Source organism: Planctomycetota bacterium (assembly GCA_039182125.1).
In the GTDB taxonomy this organism is placed as follows: domain Bacteria; phylum Planctomycetota; class Phycisphaerae; order Tepidisphaerales; family Tepidisphaeraceae; genus JBCDCH01.
On the sequence record JBCDCH010000076.1, the window covers coordinates 1 to 18,978 of the forward strand.

Genomic DNA, 18,978 nt, shown 5'->3' on the forward strand with positions numbered 1-18,978 from the left:
AGCGGCGGCGAGGGCGAGGCGACGTTTCGGGTGTTCACGCACTACGGCCGGACCGACGATCTCGAGAACAATCCCGAGAGCGGTCAAAAGGAGTGTCGTTACTTCGACAACGAGCACCGTGCCGCGGCCGAGTACCAGAAGATCTACAACCAGAAGACTTCGCCCTCCAAAGGTTACAAGGAAATCAGTCTCGCCAGCGTCAGCATCGGTAGCACCAAGGCACGTGGGACCAGCGCCGGCGAGGTCGATGCGAAGACGCTGGAGATCGCCGCCGAAGCACAACGCGAGAAGGAAAAGAAAGCAAAGAAGAAGCCCAAAGGGCCGCCGCCGCTAAACCTTCACCCGGACGTCAAAGACGTTGTCACCTATCTCTACGAGGAAGCCACCCACGCTCTGACCAACACGGTCCAAGCCAAGATCACGGCCAACGGCATCGAGACACCGCTGGGCATTCTGACCATTGGCCAGATAGAAAAAGGCGAAGCCCTGCTGGTGGATATCGCCGAGGTCTTCGGCAAGAAACGATTGGCGAAGGCGAAGAAAGCCGATCAACTTGCGGACCTCACCGGCGAGTTCTACAGCGCGATCCCCCACCGCGTCGGTCGTACCCGCGCCGATGTTCTCAAGAGTGTCATCGACTCCGCCGAAGCCATCACCGCCAAGCAGGAGACCCTGCAGCTCATGCGCGACATGCTCAGCGTCAACGGCGAGGAAGGCAGTGTTCTTTACGATGCCGAGGTGGATCAACAGTACCGGAGCCTCGGCTGTGAGCTGCGTGCGATCGAGCCGAAGGACAAGGAGTTCAAGAAGATCGCCAAGCACGTGCTCGACTCGCAAGTGAAGATCAAGTCGATGAAGGTCAAGCGCATCTGGGGCGTCAAGCGGCCCGAGGAACACGAGCGCTACGACGGCCGCGTCGGCAACGAACAACTACTCTTCCACGGGTCGCGCGCGTCCAACTGGGTCGGCATCCTGTCGCGTGGCATCCTCATGCCGAAACTCGTCGCCCAGATGGGCGTGCGGCGCACCGATGCCGGCTGGCTGGGACACGGCATTTACTTCGGCGATGCCGCTTGCACCAGCGCTTTCTACGCGGCCCCCGGCAAACGCCGCACCCAGTTTCTCGCCGTGGCCAGGGTCGCGCTGGGTAAGTCGGCCAAGTACAAAAAGATCACCTGGGGCCTAACCGGACCGCCCGACGGTCACGACTCCTGCCACGGCGTTCGCGGCAAGGGTTCCGAGTTCGCCGATGACGAGTTCGTCGTGTACGACCCGGCCCGCCAGAAACTGGAGTACCTCGTGGAGTTCACGCATTGAGGACGCACTCCCGCGATGTCGTCCCCCATCCGACCCAAGGATGACACGGAAAGAGGCAATGACCATGGACGTCCAAGGCACCCAACATCCTCCCGCCGAACCCGAACGTCGGCTCATCGTCACGCTCGTCGACTTGTCCCCCAAAATGGTCGCGGCATGGCGGCAGTCGTTCGAGCAAAACCCCGAGGTCCACATCGTCCAGGGCTCGATGCTCGATCAGCGGGTCGACGCCTGGGTGACACCCACCAACAGCAAGATCAGCATGGACGGCGGACTTGACGCGGTCATCAAGAACGAGCTTGGTACCGGCATCGAAGCGGCGGCCAAGCGGATGGCCAAGGACCGTTTCGTCTCCCGACGCGACGAGACGCTGCCGCTGGGTTGCGCGACGTGTGTACCGACCGGCCGGGAGGTTCCTCGGTTCCTGGTGAGCACCCCGACGATGCACCAGAGCAGCGAGGACATTTCCGCGACGATGAATGTCGCGTTAGCAGCCATGGCCGCGCTCCAGGCGGTGCGAATGCACAACCAGGAGAATCCGACCGACCCGATCTACACCGTCGCCCTGCCGGGGCTGGGCGTGGGCACCGGGCAGGTTCCGCCGGAGATCGCGGCCGACCTGATGTGGTCGGCGTATTCGCTGATGATGGGCGGAGAGTTCGTCGACTTCCGTCACGCGAGCGCCATGTTGGCCGAGGAATTGGGGGAACTGAACCCGATGCGCGACGCCCCGCCGGTCAGGCCGGCTCCGCCAGCCCAGAAAGTCGCCGTCCCGGCACCACCACCCGACGAGGATTTCGACGACTTCGACTAGCACCCCAAAACGTGATACCACGCCCGATCAACCTCAGACACCGCGATGGTCGACAAGCCTCGATCAGCGCCGAGCCGGCCGACGGCGGTTGGATCGTGCGCGTCGGTGTCGGGCGGAACGTCGATCGATTGCAGACAAGCAAGACGGTCGGCCCGGTTGACGAAGGGGAAGTATCCGAGGCGTTTGCCACATTGCGTGCCGAGCTTGCGGCCGATGGTTTTCAGAGCGGCGCGACCACGGCGGCGCTGACGGATCTGTCCGCCACCCCACGCGATCCTCGGCAACGCGGACTGGCCGCGACACGTTTGTTCTACCTCGCCGATCCGATCGCCTGTGAGCCGTTGCTGGCGGCACTGAAAAACGCCAACGAAGAAGCCTGCGCGATCATCGACGCGCTGGGCACCTGCGGGGATGAGCATGCCGCCGAGATCGTCGCCGAACACGCCGCCCGCAAGCTGCTGAGCCGACGCCGCAGTGGGGTCGAGGCGTTGATCAATCTCGGCTCGCACGCTTCGCTGGACGGTGCGGTCGAGCGTCTGGAGGAAGAACTTGCCGGACCGTTGCTGGATCCGACGAAAGCGAGTGAACCCGCCCGGATTGCCGCCACCCTTCTCGAAGCCGAACCCAAACGCCGCGGTCAGTACGCCGACTTCCTCTACGAGTACGCCGGCCTGACGAACCAACCCGTCATCGCCGAAGGCGTCTGTAACTTCCTTTTTCAACTCGGTAACGGCTGGCATGATCCGTACGTCTGGCGCTACACCAAGAGCATCCTCAAGCGCGCCCAACTCCGCCGCGATGCCGACACACTCGGCCGACTCGCCACACGGATCGACGTCTCGCGCAGCTCGTCCCAGGTCGCCAACGTCAAGAGCGGCCTCACCGGCGAGGTCGGTTTCACCACCGTCTTCCGCAGCACCACCCGCGACTACATCCGCCGTCGTGTCTGGCGTCATCTACGCAATCTCGCCGAGTACGACCCGGCCCACTACCCACGACATGCCGCATGCGTCCTCGGCGGATATCAACCGACCGACGAAGCCCTGCTCACTCGACGCAGCGACCATTGGCAGTGGAGCCCGTTCTTCGGCCGCGATCCTTGGAACCGGGCGTATCTGGTCGGCCGAATCCTTCACGGCGGCGACCCGTCGACCCTCTTCAGCGGGATGAAGTGGATCGACGCCGCGACGCGTTCCGAAGTGGAGCGTCGCAAAGCCGAGAGCGCCGCCGACCGCGCCCGGCGGGAGGCCGAATGGCGTCAACGACGCGAAGCCCTCCAAGCCGCTCGGCGTGAACGACCCACGGGAATCTTCGGACGAGCCATCAACTGGCTCACCGGCAACAACGCCCCGCCGCTCGACCCCGCCGTCGAAACACCGGCCGATCCGCCATCCGCCCGGCCTCAGGAAACAACCGCGCCCCGCCCCGCCGATCGCCCCGAAGCGTTCCCGCAACTCTGGGACGCCGACCCGACCGCTTTCGCAGCCCTCCTGGCCCGCAGCCGGATTGAGCGATTCATCGCTTTTGGCCTCGCCGGGATCGAGCGCCACCCCAACGCGCTGCAATCCGCCGAAGCCGACGACATCGTCGCCATGCTCGACAGCCCGAACGAGCGTGTTGTGTCCCTCGCCGCCGACGAACTTCAACGTCGGCTCAGCACCGACGCGGTCGACTGGCCGTTGGTGCTGCGGCTCGCGTTCGATGAGCGTGACGAAGCGCGGACCGTCGCCCACGAAGTGCTACGCCGTCGCCCCGATGCGTGGACCGACGGTCCGGAACGGGTGGTCGGGCTTCTCACCGGTTCTCAGGCCGACACCGCGGTCGTTGCCGCCGAGGTATTGGTGGCGGTGTTGTCGGAGGCGGACGACACGGTCCGCCGGGCGTTGGCCGATCGGTTGCTATTGATCCTGCACAATCCCCCGCCGCCGCTGCCCATGCCGGTGCCCGACGACGACTCGGCCGACGATATCGACGAAGCACGGACGATGATGGGCACACCGGATGACCCCCGGCTCGATGCCGTCGCGTCGGTGCTGGCCGATGCTCTCGCCCTCGAAGCGGACCAACTGTTGCCCGACACTACCGATGTCATTGCGCTGCTCGACGGCCCAGCGGCCTCAGCCCGGGTCGCTGCGGCGGTGCTCGAACAACGTAGCGATGCCGTCGAGTTGCTCGGCCTACTCGGCTTGCTGCGGCTCGCCGACCACGACGTGACATCCGTCCGCGCCGTTGCCTGCAACCTGCTCCGCGCCCACCCCACACTTTGGCAAACCGACCCCGCCCCACTGCTCGACCTGGCCGAGGGACAGTGGCCCGACACCCGCGAAGTCATCGCCGACCTGCTGCTGCGGCAGACCGACTTCGCCACGCTCGGCGTCGACAACTTCCTCGCCCTGCTCGACTCGACGCTCGAAGACGTGCGCACCGCCGCGAAGTCTGCCGTGCTCGAAGGCCTGGCAACGATCGACAGGACCGACCTCGCCGAGAAGCTCGCCGAGCACCCGGCCCGGGACATGCGCAGCTTCGCGTTGGACATGGCGATCGATGCCCTGCCGGCCGGAGCCGATGCGTTGCACAAACTTCGTCCGCTACTCGTCACGGCCCTACTCGACGTGACACCGAGCCGGGCGTTGAAGGTGCGAGTATTTGATGCCATCGCCGAGAGCGGCGCGACCTCCGACGATGCCGCCCGCCTCGCCGCCGACATCCTGCTGCCCGTCGCCCGCTCCGTTACCGCCGACGACGCGGACCGCGCGCTCGCCGCCTTGGCTGCAGTCAAGATCGCCCGGCCCGATGCGTTCGAGCAACTGGCAATCACGCAGATCGGCAATCACAGACTGGACGGTGCCGCATGAGCACCACCTACGCCGCCAAGTTCGAGGCCCGCAGCGGCATCGGCCGCGCGTCGTCCACCGCGATGTCCGTCGGCCTCGCGACCAACCAGCTCCGCGAGCCGACGTTCTTCGAAGGCGAGCTGCGCGACCCGCTCCGGTTGCGCGAAGCACTCGGCGCGTTGCACGCGGTGGTGGTCAGCGACTTCCGGTTCAAACCCAAACCGCTGGCCGACCGCGCCGAGTTTGTCGCTTGGCTCGCGGGGCAGGACAAGGCGTTCCTCGAGAACATCAACGGTGCCGGCAAAGCCGCCCGGGTCGCCGAGTTGACCGAGTCACTGGCCCAACTCGACCTCAAACGCAATGAACGCCGCGCCGCGTTCATCACCGCCAAGGCCCGCTACTTCAACGAAGTCGCGTGGCGGAACTCCTACGAACTCTGGTACCTGCTCGACCCTGTCGTCACCGTCGCGCCCGACGAAGTGAGCTTCGAAGCGTTCAGCCGTGACGAGTCGACCTACGCCCGGCTCAGCGTCAGCCAAGACCTCTTCGACGGTAGTCCCGACCGGCAGTTCGGCACGACCAATATCGACTTCTCCGTCAAGCTCCACGAACAACTCCAGCGCCTGCGCACCTACCGCACCACGCGCTTCGGTGTGAAGCCGTCGGGCTTCTCCGTGCAAACCACCGGGGCCGGCATCGACGGCGATCATCTCGAGAAGAAGATCGACCTGCCCGACTCGTGGGTCAATGGCTTCCTGCAGGTGCACGCGACGATGTCTTTGGGGCTGACCCGCCTGCGGCTGCGCGGCATCGACCTGTTCAACCTCGTCCGCACGCTCCGCCGACTCGGCCGGGCACGCAAGAGTCCGCGGGCGATCCGCTGGGAACTTACGCCGGGTCAGCCGGGCCGGGTCGTACTCGAGCCATGGGAACATGCCGTTGAGTTCTCGACGCGCTACCACGGCCCGGAGCCGACGACGATCCGCACATGGGGCCGAGACCGACTACGGACGATCGAACGCCTGTTGCCGATGATGACCGGCGTGGACGTCTTCCTCGCCGGCACCGGCATGCCGAGCCTGTACGTCCTGCGACTCGGGCCGGGCGTGACGTTCACCCTCGGCCTCTCCGGCTGGACCGACAACGACTGGACCGGCGACGATCAGTTCTCGCTGCTCGCCCGGCCGAAAGACTGCACGGCGACCGAGCTGATGTCGGCGTACACGGCACTGCGCGAACACCGCCGGATGGACGAGCCGGGCCTTTCCGCGGCGACGGGGCTCGACGTGCATAAAGCCCGGGCGGCGGTCAACGCGTTGTGTGCCGTGGGCCGGGCGACGGCGGACCTCGGCTCGATAGGCAACGACGAATCGGCCGGCATGATCTACCGCCACCGCGACCTCTTCGCCGGCCCGTTCGACGAGAAGGCCGCCCGCCGCGCGACCGATGCCGGAGCAACGCCCAAAGGAAAAATCGGCGGCGACCGCCAGCGCATCGCGGAGCAGATCGTCGCCGCCGGCAACGTGCGGATCATCGCCAAGCGGCCCGTGCAGGTCGGTGGCGATACGACGTGGAAAATCTCCGGCAACGTCCGCGGCCCCGACGGCCGATCGTACCGCCCACTGGTCCACATCAATGCCGAGGGCAAGGTCCTTGAGTTCTCTTGCACCTGCCGACACTTCAAGGAACATCGACTCACGCAAGGTCCCTGCGAGCATGTGCTCGCGCTGCGTCAGTACCACCTCAACCAGAGCTGACCACCCAGACGAATCACCCCACATGTTCATGAGCGACGTCGGACGTCGGCCCCGAGGCCGGCCCCGGCGCGGCGGGCCGGATGTGTAACGCGTCGGCCCGGCTTAGCCAGATGGTTTGATCCATCGCGTGCGGCGTTACGCCGTGCAGGCCACCGCGCTGCGGTTCCATCACCCGCCCGCTCGCCATCCGCGGGACCCCGCCACCGGTGCATCGCACTGGTTCGACCCTGCGGGTCTGCGATGCACCGGTGGCGGGGTCCCGCTTCAGTTGACCGGGCGAGTCCCGGCTTGACGTAAGCGACCGACGCGAACGCTGACACTTTGTGTCCTTCGGCCCGCCACGCCGCGGCCGGCCCGACCGACCTCCCGCGTTGCTCATGACTTTCACCGCCCACGGCACCCGCGACATGTCCCAGTCCTCCGAAGATCGCAAAGCCAAACTGTTTCGACGTTTCGTCGAGCAGGCGTCGGCGTGGACGGACATGCTGATGCTCAGCCGCATGCGGCATCACGGGTATTGGCCCAAGAACATCGATCCACCGCCAGACCCGCCGGACGAGGCGTCGCAACGCCGCGCGATCGAACGGGAGCTGCGAGAATTGCGAGGCGGAACCGCCGACGCCAACCGGTTGCTCGCCGACGAGCGCAAGCGTCGGCTCAAATCCAGCCGGGCTCGGCGCAAGGCGAAGAAAGAGCGACAGGCGATCGAGGCTGCCGAGCGTCGTGCGGCATGGGATGCGAAGCGAAACGCCGGTGTCCCCTACCTCGGCGATGGCGTGAGCGACGGGTTGAACGACGAGACATCCGACGCCGACAAACTCCGCGACGCCGAACTACCGGTCATGCACACCGCGGCCGACGTCGCGACGTTCCTCGGTGTTCCTCTCTCGCAGCTGCGTTGGCTGACGTACCACCGCCGCGGCGCGGCCATCGTGCACTACCACCGCTACGACTTGCCCAAGCCCGGCGGCGGCGCACGCTGCATCTCCGCGCCCAAGCCACAACTCAAGCGTGCACAAGCCGAGGTGCGAAAACACATCCTCGCCAAGCTCCCGGTCCACGACGCCGCCCACGGCTTCGTCGCCGGCCGCGACATCTTCACCAACGCCGCCAGCCATGCGGGTCGCCCCGTTGTCGTCAACCTCGACCTCGCCGACTTCTTCGGCACCATCACGTTCCCGCGCGTCCGCGGCGTGTTCAAAGCGCTTGGCTACAGCGGTGCGGCGGCGACGGTGCTCGCGCTGCTCACGACCGAGCCGCCGAGGGTGAAGGCATCACTTGCCGACGGGCGGATGACGTTGGTCGCGCTCGGCGAACGACGCCTGCCCCAAGGCGCACCGACGAGCCCGGCAATCACCAACCGCCTGTGCCGCCGCCTCGATCGACGCCTCGCCGGCCACGCTGCGGCGCTCGGCTTCACTTACACCCGCTACGCCGACGACCTGACCTTCAGCCACGCCGACTGCTCCGCCAATGTCGGCAAGCTCCTGGGCGGCGTCCGCCGGATCCTCAAGGGCGAAGATCTTCACGAGCAGCCGAAGAAAACGCAGGTCATGCGTTCCCATCACCGGCAGGAAGTCACCGGCCTGACGGTCAACGAATCACCCGGGCAATCCCGCCCGGACCGCCGCGAGTTGCGAGCCATCCTCCATAACGCCGCCAAGCACGGCCTCGCAAGCCAAAACCGCACCGCCCGCCCGGACTTCGCCGAACACCTCAAGGGCCGCGTCGCCCAAGCTTGCCGCTGCGACCCGGCACGAGCCGTGCAGTGGCAAGCGGCGTTGGCTGCGGCGCTAGATTCCGATTGACACGCCGATCAGATCGGTCAACTCGTCCGCCAACGCGAGGAACTCCGCCGAGCGCTCGATGTCACGAACCCAGTCTTGCGGCAGCGTCGAAAGCCTGTTGCGCGCCCCCAGCAATCCTCCCGCAAGGGTGGCCAGCGAGTCGCTGTCGCCGGGGGTGTTGGCGGCTTCGAGCATGGCCGCGGCGGTGTCGGACGGTTGCCGGGCGGCGGCGAACACGCCGGCGGCGATGGCTTCGTGGGCGGCCCAACCGCGATACTTGTCGTAGACGCTCGCGGGATTGGTGCCGTCCTCGGCGGCGCGCAAGGCGCGACAGATCATGCCTGCGGTTTTGTAGTCGTGCCGTGCGGCTGCGGCGGTCATGTCGGCGAAGACGTGACGGTCGTCGTCGCCACGCAGAAACCCCGCCACCCCCGCGGCCATCGCCGCGCTCGCCGCCGTCGCGATCGGATCACGGTGCGTCGGCCAGCTTTGCGCGACGGCCCACCATTCCCGCTCGTGAGCCTCGGCGAACGCAAATCGCAGACCGACCGGGTAAACCCGCATGACGCTGCCGCACCCGCCCGCCGTTGCACCCCCCGCCGTTCGCCAGTCCGCCCCGCCGGCCAGCGCTGAACACCCGGACATGCACGCACCGCCCGGGGCCCGATGGCCGCCGATCGGCGCACGAGACCACCCGACGAACCGCTCGCACATGTCAGCCATCACCACGTCACGCTCCGGGACGGCTCCCCCGGCAAGCAACGCACGCAGCACGCATTCGGCCATCTGCGTGTCGTCCGTGAAGAGCGCGACCCGTCGGCCTGTCGCCGGGTCACTGCCCCACCGCTCGAATCCGGCGACGCCTGCCGTGCCGAAACGTTGGCGGATCGCTTCCATCGACAGGAACTCGGTCTCGTGCCCAAGCGCGTCTCCGATCGCCGCGCCGACCACGCATCCGCGTACCCGGTCCCGCAGAACATCTTGTCCGATCGTCATGGGCGAAGCTTACCAACGTGGCGACAACGCCGCCGACGGTGAACGGCGTGTGGACGGGTAACGTCTTGCCCTTTGGTGTTCAGCGGGGTGAATCGCGATAGCCTCGTCCATGGGCGCGCTCTCGCCCTACGCCGCGAGCTTGGCGTCGTCCTGTTGTTCGAGGAACGCTTCGACGGCTTGGAGGATCATCTCCTGCTGGGTCTTAGTGCCTTCGCCGGTGAGCTGGGCGCGGGTGGTCATCAGCTTGAGCCGGGCCCACATGGTCACGGGCATGCGCAGGGTGAACTGCTTGGTGCTCTCGCCCTTGTGCAGGTGGTCCATGTTGACGTTGACGTCGTCACGGTTGGACTTGGCCGCGGGCGTCTTCGGCTTGGCCGGCTTCACCTCGCGGCGGATTTGCTTGGCGGGCTTCTTCGGCTCGGGCATTTCGTCGACGGGTGCCTGGGACGGGCTGATGCGTTGCTCGACATCGCTGGGGACGGCGGTGGTGTTCAACAGGGCGGCCATCGCGTTGTTGGTCTTGATGCTCATGGTGTGATTCTGTTTGTCGGGCAGGCACGGCCTGCCGTCGGGGCTTGATCGCGGTGGCAGGCGGTGCCTGCCCTACAGGGAATGGCGTCGATTACGCCGCGAGGGCTTCGAGTTGTTGTTCCGAGGAACGCTTCCGACCACCGCCGGTGATGGCGGCTTCGAGTTCGGTGCAGAGGGCTTGGATTTCCTTGACGGCCTTCGTGTCCGGCGGGGTCATGCGCCACACGACGGTGCCCTCGCTGCTGGCGTTCTCGAAAGCGGTGCGGTGGCCGATGGTCGTGTCGGCGACGGGGAAGCCGTACTGCGGCAGCGTCGCGACGGCGAGCTTCGTGTGGTTCGCCCCGCTACGCATCATGTTCACGACGAGCGTTGCCTCGAAAGACTTGCCGCGCTCTTCGGTGAGCTTGTCGAGGGTGCGCAGGGTTTGGACGGTGGCGCGCATGTCGCTGAAGCTGGGCCGCAGCGGGATGATCGCGCGGTCGCAACGTTTGAGCAGCGTGATCGACCCCTCGCCCAATCCCGGCGGTGCATCGGCGAGCACGACGTACTTGTCGTCGATGCGGTCTAGGACGGTGTTGAGCTCCTTGGCGTCGGCGCTGTGCAGGCACGGCATGTCCGGGGCGGCCTTCTCGAGCCACTCGGCGGTCAAGCCCTGGTTGTCCGCGTCGAGCACCACGACGGGCACGCCCTGCTGTTCGAGCCAGCAGGCGAGGTGCACGGTGAGCATGGTCTTGCCCACGCCGCCCTTCTGGTTGGTGATGGTGACGAGCATGCACGACGTATCGGCCGGGCCATGCTCGGAGCAACAGTCGGTTCGTGAACGGTGAGGATGGACCGGGGCGGACAGGGCGGCCAACGGTGACGGCAGCGACGTACCCCACAACGCCGACCGACGCCGGATGTTCAAAGCACCCAGACACCTGGCCCGACACCCAGACACCTGGCCCGACACCCAGACACCAAGGTTGCCAGACACCTAGGTGTCTGGGTGGCTTCGCGTATGAACAGAACGACGTCGGTAGCCGGGCGACGACGTCGCCCTGGCCGCGTGCGGCGCTTCGACCAGAGCCACGCCGTTGCCCCGCCCCGGTTCCCGGGGGCGCCCCGCACACCGACGAAGCCCGCACGATGGCGCTTGGCACCCGACGACCTCCCGCTACAATGCCCAAGATGTTGGCGTTTGGGTGCCGGTCAACCCCCACGGGTTGTCGCTCCACGGACGCAACATTGGGCTCGCGGCCGGGATCGGTCACGATGATCCGGACCGGTCGCAACGACAGCGATCGCCAACGTGAGGGAGCACGTGACCCGACGACGCACAGGACGCACGCCGACCCCCGACCTCCCCAGCACCAGCGCGCGCCGCGTCGACCCCGAATACGTCGACCCCGACATCCCTGAACCCGAGACACATCGGACTTACATCGAGTCCGATCAGCCGGTGGTGTTTATGACCGCCGACGAGGCCGGGACCAAGAGCAGCCGCTGGTTCCGCGTGATGCACTCGCTGATCGACACGGGCATGTGGGCCCAGATGGGACCCAGTGCCCGGGCGGTGTATCTGCCGCTGGCGAAGAAGGCCGCCTTCAGCGAAACCTACGTCTGCGAGGTCAGCTACCCCGAGCTCTCCAAGCTCAGCGGCATCAGCGTCCGCCAGTGCTACCGCGGCATCGCCGACCTCAAGGCGATGCAGCTGGTCGCCCAAACCCGCCACGGTAAGAACCGCCCGCAGCAGGAGATCAACCGCTACCAGTTGCTCGTTCCCGTCGCACCCGACACGACCCCCCAATCTACCCAATGCCATTCACGACAGAGGGGCAGTGACAAGAACGTCAGTGGCAAGCGTGTCGCCGACGACAGTGGGGCAGTGTCACGCAAGGCGTTGGCCCAGAGCCGCCGACGTCGCACCCCCAATGTCACCAGCGGCAGCCTAATTGAGAAAGCCTCTGAGAACTCTTCTAACAACCACTCAAGACCCGAAGACGTGGTGGTTGTACTTGTGAAGTTGGGGATTGCCCCGCGTACCGCGACGGCGCTGGCCGAGGACTTTGACGCCGAGGCGATCATGGCATACGTCGAAGCGTTCCGGCTCAACCGTGAGGAAGGACGACGCTACACGCCTGGCTGGCTCGTCGACGCGATCCGTGAAGGTTGGAAGGTCAAGCACCTCGCCGCCGCGAAACGCAAACTCGCCACCGCCAAGCCCGAGCCGAAAGTGGATCCCTTCGAAGCCGCCTGGGCGCGCGTGCCGGACCTTGACGACGCGACGTTCGATGACCTCCGCCACCGGGTGATCGAATCGGCCGAATCGGAAAAGGACCGCAAGCGGCTCGTCCAAGCCGACCGCGATCACAAGTACCTCCGCTCCTGCATCGCCGAGCTCCTCCTCGAGCAGGGCGGGGCGGGCTGATCCGGTAGCATGCTGCCCATGTTCTGGCGCACGTTTTTGGTCGTTTGTTTCGTCATTCAGGTTGCCGCACCGACCGCCCGGTCGGCCGAGACCGGCGTGAAAGGCGTCCAAGTCACCGCTTGCGAGGTGACCCAAGTGCGCACCGCCGGGGGTCGGGTGCCGATCGTCGATGACCCGGTAATCCGTGCGGCCCTCGCGGGGGCCGACTTGCCCGGCGAGTGGGTTGGGGCCAATCTCGATGAAACCGACGAGCGGTTCCGCTTCAGTGGGCGGGCGACTCATGCCCGACTGACCGTGCGGAGCGACGGCGAGCGTGTCGTGATGTTCCACGCCCAGGGCCACGCGCTGCTGGTCGACGCCGATGGCCCTCGGCCGGGCGATCCGTACGGCTATGGGTTTTGGTCATTACCTGTCCGACTGGCCGAAGGTGACAACGAACTCGTGGTTCGGCTCTCGGGCCGAGGAGCGTTCGTGTTCGATATCGCAGAGCCGGTTGCCACGGTGTTCTTCGCGGAAGGGGATCGGACCGTGTTCGATCCGCGACGAGAAACGAGCACCCGCATGCCGGTCGGGCTGGCCGTGGTCAACGCGACGGATAAACCGGTGACGCCGCGGTTGCGGGTCGACGGCGTCGAACAGGCGTTGCCGATGATCGCGCCGATGACCCGTCAGCAGGTTCCGGTGATGGTTCATTACGACGGCGGGCCGACTTGCGTAAAGCGGTTGGAACTGATGGTCGGCGAATGCGTCATGCACGAAGTATCACTCGACCTGCCGGTGCGTGATGCGGGCGACGTGTATCGACGCACATTCATCAGCGGGGTCGACGGCAGCGTGCAGTACTACGCGGTGCAACCAGCGCTGGAGTCCGAAGTCGAAGCGATCGTGTTATCGCTGCACGGTGCCAGCGTGGAAGCAACGAACCACGCCCGGGCATATTCACGCAAGCGGACGTGGCCGATCGTGTGTCCGACCAACCGTCGGCCTTTCGGCTTCGACTGGGAGGACTGGGGTCGGATCGACGCCTTGGAAGCACTGGCCGATGCGCGGGAGCACTTCAGCGCCGCCGATGTGCCGACCTACCTCACGGGACACAGCATGGGCGGGCACGGTGTATGGAACGTCGCGGCCAACACGCCGGGTGTCTTCGCCGCATTGGCCCCGAGTGCGGGGTGGGGGAGTTTCGATACTTACCCGCCGGGCGCACGGACTCTGCAACGTCATCCGCCGGCCTACCGCGCGGCCACCGGTACCAGCGACACCTACGCGCTGCTGCCCAACCTTGATCGCACCGGCGTCTACGTCCTGCACGGTGATGCCGACGACAACGTCCCGCCTCAACAGGCACGCGATCTCGCCGCGGCCATGCGCGAACTGCATGACGACGTCGTCCTCGACATCCGGCCTGGTAAGGGTCACTGGTGGGACGAGCCCGACACGCCGGGTGCGGACTGCGTGGACCTCGCCGAGATGTTCGCGTTTCTCGCGGAGCGGAAGCCGGCGGGCGATGAGGCATTCACGCTCATTACCGCCAATCCCTCGGTCTCCGGCCGTCGCGGTTGGTTGACGGTCGAACAGCAGCAGCGCCCATTGCAACCGAGCCGCGTGGAAGCCGCCCGCTCCGTCGATACCGTTACACTCGATACCGAAAACGTCCGCCGGCTCACCCTTGATCTCCCCGCGATCGCGCTCGTCGTTGATGGCACGAGGCTCGATCACGACGGCAGTGGCCCGGCTCATATCCTCCGCGATAATGCCGGGAACTGGACGTTGGTCGATCCGACGCCGGTGGGGGAGAAGTCGGCCGCGCGGACAGGGCCGTTCAAGCATGCGTTCGATCGTGACGTGTTGCTCGTTGTCGGCACGGGTGGCCAGCCGAGTGAGACGGCGGCGAACGCGGCGCTCGCACGGTTCCACGCGGAAAGTTTCGCCTACCGCGGCAACGGCACGCTCCGCATCGTCCGCGATACCGACCTTGCCGATCACGACCGGCCCGACCGCAACGTTGTGCTCTATGGCAACGCCGATACGAACGCGGCGTGGACACGCCTGCTCCCCGACACACCAGTCACCGTCGCGCGGAACGGCGTGAAGGTCGGCGACAATGCCTACAACGATGCCGGGGTCCTGCTGGTCCGACCCAAGCCCGACAGCGCCGTCGCGCTCGTCGGCGTCGTCGGTGCCGATACGCCCGAGGCCATGCGGCAACTCGCGCTCGTGTCGGTCTTCGTCAGCGGTGTGAGTCCGCCCGACTGGGTTGTGTTCGACGTCCAACAAGCCGCGATCCACGAGGCAGGAATCTTCGACAACGCGTGGGCGATCGATGATTGAAGCGTTACGCGACGGGCAGGCCGAAGCCGCGGAAGTAGTCGCGGACTTCGTCGGCGCGCTCGGGCGGGCAGGGCGGGGTGGCGTCGAGGGGGTAGGCGACGCCAAGCTCTTGCCACTTGTGCTGGCCCATCTGGTGGAAGGGCAGCACCTCGACCCGTTCGACGTGATCGAGCGAGACGACGAACGTCGCCCAGCCTTCGAGGTTGTCGGCCCCGTCGGTCAGCCCCGGCACCAGCACGAGTCGAAGCCACATCGGTCGGCCGCGCTCGCTGAGCCGGCGTGCAAAATCGAGGATCGGCCCGACCGGGACCCCGGTGACACGCTCGTGCAACTCGGGCAGGTAGCTCTTGAGATCGAGCAGGAACAGGTCAATCTCGTCGAGGTCGTCGTCGGTGAGTCGGTCGCCGAGGAAGCCGTTGGTGTCGAGCGCGGTGTGCAGGCCGAGCGCTTTGCCGTCGCGGAGCAGGTTCTTGGCGAACTCGGCTTGGACGAGCGGCTCGCCGCCGCTGACGGTCAGTCCGCCGCCGGCCGCCTTGAGGAAAGGTGTGAACTTCGCCACGCCTTCGAGCACGTCATCGACCGTCCGACGTGTCCCGCCGCCGCGCTGCCAGGTGTCGGGGTTGTGGCAGTACTGGCAGCGCATGAGGCAGCCGGTGGTCCAGACGACGTACCGCAGTCCGGGTCCGTCGACGGCGCTGGCGTTCTCGGTCGAGTGGACGAAGCCGACCTCGCCGCGCCGGCGGGCGTCGCGTTCACCATCCCGCGCCACCGCGTCGAGAATCGGCAGACGCATGCCGACGCGTGACTTGGGTTCGAGCAGTGGGACGGGGCAGGGCATGGTGGATAAAAGAACGCCGCGGGCTGCAGATCCGGATCACTGACCAAGGCAAGCGTATCGCCTGCTGGCGACGTGGTTGGGTGCTTCAGGACCGGCGCTGCAACCCGCGGTTGGGCTGAGGGAAGATTTACAGTTTCGCGTGGAAGGTTCGGCTGATCACGTCCTCCTGTTGTTCGCGTGTGAGTTTGACGAAGTTGACCGCGTAGCCGCTGACGCGGACGGTGAGCTGCGGGTACTTGTCGGGATGTTCCATGGCGTCGAGCAGCGTCTCGCGGTCGAGGACGTTGACGTTCATGTGGAACCCGCCCGAACCGAAGTAGCCGTCGAGGCAGCCCGCGAGGTTGCGGATCTGGTCTTCCTTGTTGCTACCCAGCGCCGAGGGCAGGACAGTGTTGGTCAGACTGATGCCGTCGCGGCACTCGTCGTAGGGGAGCTTGGAGACCGAGAGTGAACTGGCGATGTAACCCTCGGTGTCGCGGCCGTGCATCGGGTTGGCCCCGGGCGCGAACGGCTCGCCGGTCTTGCGCCCGTCGGGCGTGCCGCCGGTGCTCTTGCCGTACACCACGTTGCTCGTGATCGTCAGCACACTCTGGGTGTGGGTGGCGTCGCGGTAGGTCGGGTGCTTGCGGAGCTTGTTCATGAACTCCGCGACGAGCCACTGGGCGATCTCGTCGACGCGGTCGTCGTTGTTGCCGTACTTGGGATAGTCGCCGACGACTTCGTAGTCGGTGACTAGGCCGGTCTCGTCGCGAGTGACTTTGACCTGTGCGTGGCGGATAGCACTGATCGAGTCGGCGACGACGCTGAGGCCCGCGATGCCGAAGGCCATCGTGCGCTTCGGGGCGTAGTCGTGCAGGGCCATCTCGATGCGCTCGTAAGCGTATTTGTCGTGCATGAAGTGGATGCAGTTCATGGCATTCACGTACACACGGGCCAACCAGTCCATCGCCTTGTCGAACCGCGCGAGCACTTCGTCGGCGTCGAGGACGACTCCCTCGACCGGCTCGAAGCCGGGCATGACCTGGTCGCCGGTGAGCTCGTCCCGGCCGCCGTTGATGGCGTAGAGCAGGCACTTGGCGAGGTTCACGCGGGCACCGAAGAGCTGCATCTCCTTGCCGACGGCCATGCCGCTCACGCAGCACGCGATCGCCGCATCGTCGCCGCGACTCTGGCGGAGTAGATCGTCGTTCTCGTACTGCACGCTGCTGGTGTCGATGCTCACCTTCGCGCAGAACTGTTTGAACCCTTCGGGGAGCTTCTCGGACCAGAACACGGTCATGTTCGGCTCGGGCGCCGGGCCGAGGTTGTAGAGCGTCTGCAGGAAGCGGAAGGAGTTCTTCGTCACCAACGGTCGGCCGTCGGCGCTCACGCCGCCGAGCGATTCGGTCACCCACGTCGGGTCGCCGCTGAACAGGGCGTCGTACTCGGGCGTGCGGAGGAAGCGGACGATGCGCAGCTTCATGACGAAGTCGTCGATCATCTCCTGTGCTTCGGCCTCGGTGATCTTGCCCTCGGCGAGGTCGCGCTGGATGTAGATGTCGAGGAACGTGCTGGTTCGGCCCAGGCTCATCGCCGCGCCGTTCTGTTCCTTCACCGCGGCGAGGTAGCCGAAGTAGACCCACTGGACGGCCTCCTTCGCGCTGGCCGCCGGCTTGCTCACGTCGAGGCCGTAGCTCGCGGCCATCGCCTTGAGTTCGTTGAGCGCCTTGATCTGTTCGGCGATCTCCTCGCGGTCGCGGATGACCGACTCGGTGGAGTGCATCTCGTTGACTTGCTTCTTCTCGGCCTTCTTGGCTTCGATGAGGCGGTCGATGCCGTAGAGCGCGATGCGGCGGTAGTCGCCGATGATCCGCCCGCGGCCATACGCGTCGGGCAGGCCGGTGACGATGTGGCTCGAACGCGCGGCGCGGATCTCGGGGGTGTACACGTCGAAGACGCCGTCGTTGTGGGTCTTGCGGTACTTGGTGAAGATCTCGCGGAGCATCGGGTCGGGCTCGAAGCCGTAGGTCTGCAGCGACTTCTCGACCATGCGCCATCCGCCGTTGGGGAAGATGGCTCGCTTGAGCGGAGCGTCGGTCTGCAGGCCGACGATGACCTCGTTGTCCTGGTCGATGTAGCCGGCTTTGTGGGCGGTGATCGACGAAGGCGTCATGTCGATGTCGAGGACGCCTTTCTCACGTTCGAGCTTGAACAGCTCGCAGAGCTGGTTCCAGACCGCGTCGGTTCGCGGTGTGGCCGGCTCGAGGAACGCGTCGTCGCCGTCGTAGGGCGTGTAGTTCGCTTGGACGAACTCGCGGACGCTGATCGCTTCACGCCAGCAGTTGCCGGTAAAGCTGCGCCACGGATCGGTAGCGGCATCGGTCGGAACGACGGTCACGGTATCGCGTTGGTTTTCCATGGCGGGGTCGGGTAAGGGTGGGGTGAGTCAGCCGTTGAAGTGCATCGGCTTAATCTGATGTCGTTATCAGTTTATCCAATTTGGTCCGGCCGTGAAGGGCTTGCGGCGGTGTGCCCCGCGACACCTTGTCACGCGGGCTGGACGGCCATTTGACGCCGCTTGGCACGGACGTCCGCGGCCATCAGCAGCGACACCAGAAATGCCACCACGAACAGGCCCGCGAAGACGTACAGCACCGTTGCGTAGTACGCCGGCGTGTCGGCCTCGCCGGCGAACTGCTTGACCAACGGGATGATCACGCTCGGCCCGGCCACGCCCGCCGCGGCCCAGGCCGTGAGCGTGTAGCCGTGGATCGCGCCCAGCTGCTTGGTTCCGAACAGGTCGCCGAGAAACGCTGGCACCGTCGCGAACCCGCCGCCGTAGCACGTGAGGATCAGGCAGATCAGTACCTGGAACAGGATCGCGCTCTGCACGTTCGGCAGCAGGGCGAACGCCGCGATCTGGATCAGGAAAAACAGGCTGAAGGTGAGCGGCCGACCGAGGTAGTCGCTCGCCGAGGCCCACGCGATCCGGCCGAGCCCGTTGAACACCCCGATGAGCCCGACGAGGAAGCCCGCCTCGACCGGCCCGAAGTCGAGCATCGTCGCGGCCATCGGCGAGGCAACGCTGATCACCGCGATGCCGCACGTGACGTTGATGAACAGCATGAGCCACATGAAGTAGAACCGCCGGGTGCGCAGCGACTCGTTCGCCGTGAGCTGGGCGAGGTCTTGCTTCTGCCGGCCCGGTGCCTTGGCGGCTTCGGCGTCCCAGCCGGCAGGCACGTAGCCCTTGGGCGGGGGGGCTAGGTACTGCGCCGACGCGAACATCACCACCGCGTACACCCCGCCCAACAGGAAGAACGTCCGCGCGACGCTCCACGTCGTGTACACCGGCTCGGCCTCGGTCGAGCCGTCGGCGAGGAA

At 66.2% G+C, this 18,978-nt stretch carries 13 protein-coding genes; 7 read left to right on the forward strand and 6 right to left on the reverse strand.

Annotation, left to right across the window (positions count from 1 at the left end):
- The 5 genes from AAGD32_15640 to AAGD32_15660 form a co-directional block, all read left to right on the forward strand.
- Nucleotides 1-1,317: hypothetical protein (locus AAGD32_15640; GenBank protein ID MEM8875678.1), on the forward strand; the 1,317-nt coding region annotated here is incomplete at its 5' end.
- A gap of 64 nt (nucleotides 1,318-1,381) precedes the next feature.
- Nucleotides 1,382-2,131, forward strand: coding sequence for a macro domain-containing protein (locus AAGD32_15645; GenBank protein ID MEM8875679.1), 750 nt, complete (start codon nucleotides 1,382-1,384; stop codon nucleotides 2,129-2,131).
- An 11-nt stretch (nucleotides 2,132-2,142) separates the two neighbouring features.
- Complete coding sequence (locus AAGD32_15650) at nucleotides 2,143-4,986, forward strand: hypothetical protein (protein MEM8875680.1); 2,844 nt, start codon at nucleotides 2,143-2,145, stop codon at nucleotides 4,984-4,986.
- A complete protein-coding gene (locus tag AAGD32_15655) occupies nucleotides 4,983-6,722 on the forward strand; it encodes an SWIM zinc finger family protein (GenBank protein ID MEM8875681.1) in 1,740 nt (579 codons plus the stop codon). The genes AAGD32_15650 and AAGD32_15655 overlap by 4 nt, the downstream gene beginning before the upstream one ends.
- Before the next feature lie 377 nt (nucleotides 6,723-7,099).
- A complete protein-coding gene (locus AAGD32_15660; GenBank protein ID MEM8875682.1) occupies nucleotides 7,100-8,530 on the forward strand; it encodes a reverse transcriptase family protein in 1,431 nt (476 codons plus the stop codon).
- Here the strand turns inward: AAGD32_15660 and AAGD32_15665 are convergent.
- From AAGD32_15665 to AAGD32_15675, 3 genes are all read right to left on the reverse strand, one after another.
- Nucleotides 8,516-9,505, reverse strand: coding sequence for an ADP-ribosylglycohydrolase family protein (locus AAGD32_15665; protein ID MEM8875683.1), 990 nt, complete (start codon nucleotides 9,503-9,505; stop codon nucleotides 8,516-8,518). The genes AAGD32_15660 and AAGD32_15665 overlap by 15 nt on opposite strands.
- A 126-nt stretch (nucleotides 9,506-9,631) precedes the next feature.
- Nucleotides 9,632-10,036: a hypothetical protein gene (locus AAGD32_15670; GenBank protein MEM8875684.1), complete on the reverse strand. Its 405-nt coding sequence runs from the start codon at nucleotides 10,034-10,036 to the stop codon at nucleotides 9,632-9,634.
- A 91-nt stretch (nucleotides 10,037-10,127) separates the two neighbouring features.
- On the reverse strand, nucleotides 10,128-10,808 hold the full coding sequence (locus AAGD32_15675; protein MEM8875685.1) for a ParA family protein: 681 nt from the start codon (nucleotides 10,806-10,808) through the stop codon (nucleotides 10,128-10,130).
- A 531-nt stretch (nucleotides 10,809-11,339) separates the two neighbouring features.
- On the opposite strand from AAGD32_15675, the gene AAGD32_15680 reads away from it, so the two are divergent.
- Nucleotides 11,340-12,446: a hypothetical protein gene (locus AAGD32_15680; protein ID MEM8875686.1), complete on the forward strand. Its 1,107-nt coding sequence runs from the start codon at nucleotides 11,340-11,342 to the stop codon at nucleotides 12,444-12,446.
- A gap of 18 nt (nucleotides 12,447-12,464) precedes the next feature.
- On the forward strand, nucleotides 12,465-14,777 hold the full coding sequence (locus AAGD32_15685; GenBank protein ID MEM8875687.1) for a prolyl oligopeptidase family serine peptidase: 2,313 nt from the start codon (nucleotides 12,465-12,467) through the stop codon (nucleotides 14,775-14,777).
- 4 nt (nucleotides 14,778-14,781) lie between these two features.
- Here the strand turns inward: AAGD32_15685 and pflA are convergent, their stop codons facing one another.
- The 3 genes from pflA to AAGD32_15700 all read right to left on the reverse strand — a co-directional run.
- Entirely contained in the window at nucleotides 14,782-15,615 is an 834-nt protein-coding gene (gene pflA, locus AAGD32_15690) for a pyruvate formate-lyase-activating protein (protein MEM8875688.1), read from the reverse strand.
- A gap of 127 nt (nucleotides 15,616-15,742) precedes the next feature.
- The gene (pflB, locus tag AAGD32_15695) at nucleotides 15,743-18,013 is read right to left on the reverse strand and encodes a formate C-acetyltransferase (protein MEM8875689.1); all 2,271 of its coding nucleotides are present in this window, start codon (nucleotides 18,011-18,013) and stop codon (nucleotides 15,743-15,745) included.
- Between the two features lie 128 nt (nucleotides 18,014-18,141).
- A partial coding sequence (locus tag AAGD32_15700) for an MFS transporter (protein ID MEM8875690.1) occupies nucleotides 18,142-18,978 on the reverse strand: 837 nt, incomplete at its 5' end.

Coding starts and splice junctions, on each gene's coding strand:
- AAGD32_15645 (MEM8875679.1), top strand. CDS start 1,382: ATGGACGTCCAAGGCACCCAACATCCTCCCGCCGAACCCGAACGTCGG.
- AAGD32_15655 (MEM8875681.1), top strand. CDS start 4,983: ATGAGCACCACCTACGCCGCCAAGTTCGAGGCCCGCAGCGGCATCGGC.
- AAGD32_15660 (MEM8875682.1), top strand. CDS start 7,100: ATGACTTTCACCGCCCACGGCACCCGCGACATGTCCCAGTCCTCCGAA.
- AAGD32_15665 (MEM8875683.1), bottom strand. CDS start 9,505: ATGACGATCGGACAAGATGTTCTGCGGGACCGGGTACGCGGATGCGTG.
- AAGD32_15670 (MEM8875684.1), bottom strand. CDS start 10,036: ATGAGCATCAAGACCAACAACGCGATGGCCGCCCTGTTGAACACCACC.
- AAGD32_15675 (MEM8875685.1), bottom strand. CDS start 10,808: ATGCTCGTCACCATCACCAACCAGAAGGGCGGCGTGGGCAAGACCATG.
- AAGD32_15685 (MEM8875687.1), top strand. CDS start 12,465: ATGTTCTGGCGCACGTTTTTGGTCGTTTGTTTCGTCATTCAGGTTGCC.
- pflA (MEM8875688.1), bottom strand. CDS start 15,615: ATGCCCTGCCCCGTCCCACTGCTCGAACCCAAGTCACGCGTCGGCATG.
- pflB (MEM8875689.1), bottom strand. CDS start 18,013: ATGGAAAACCAACGCGATACCGTGACCGTCGTTCCGACCGATGCCGCT.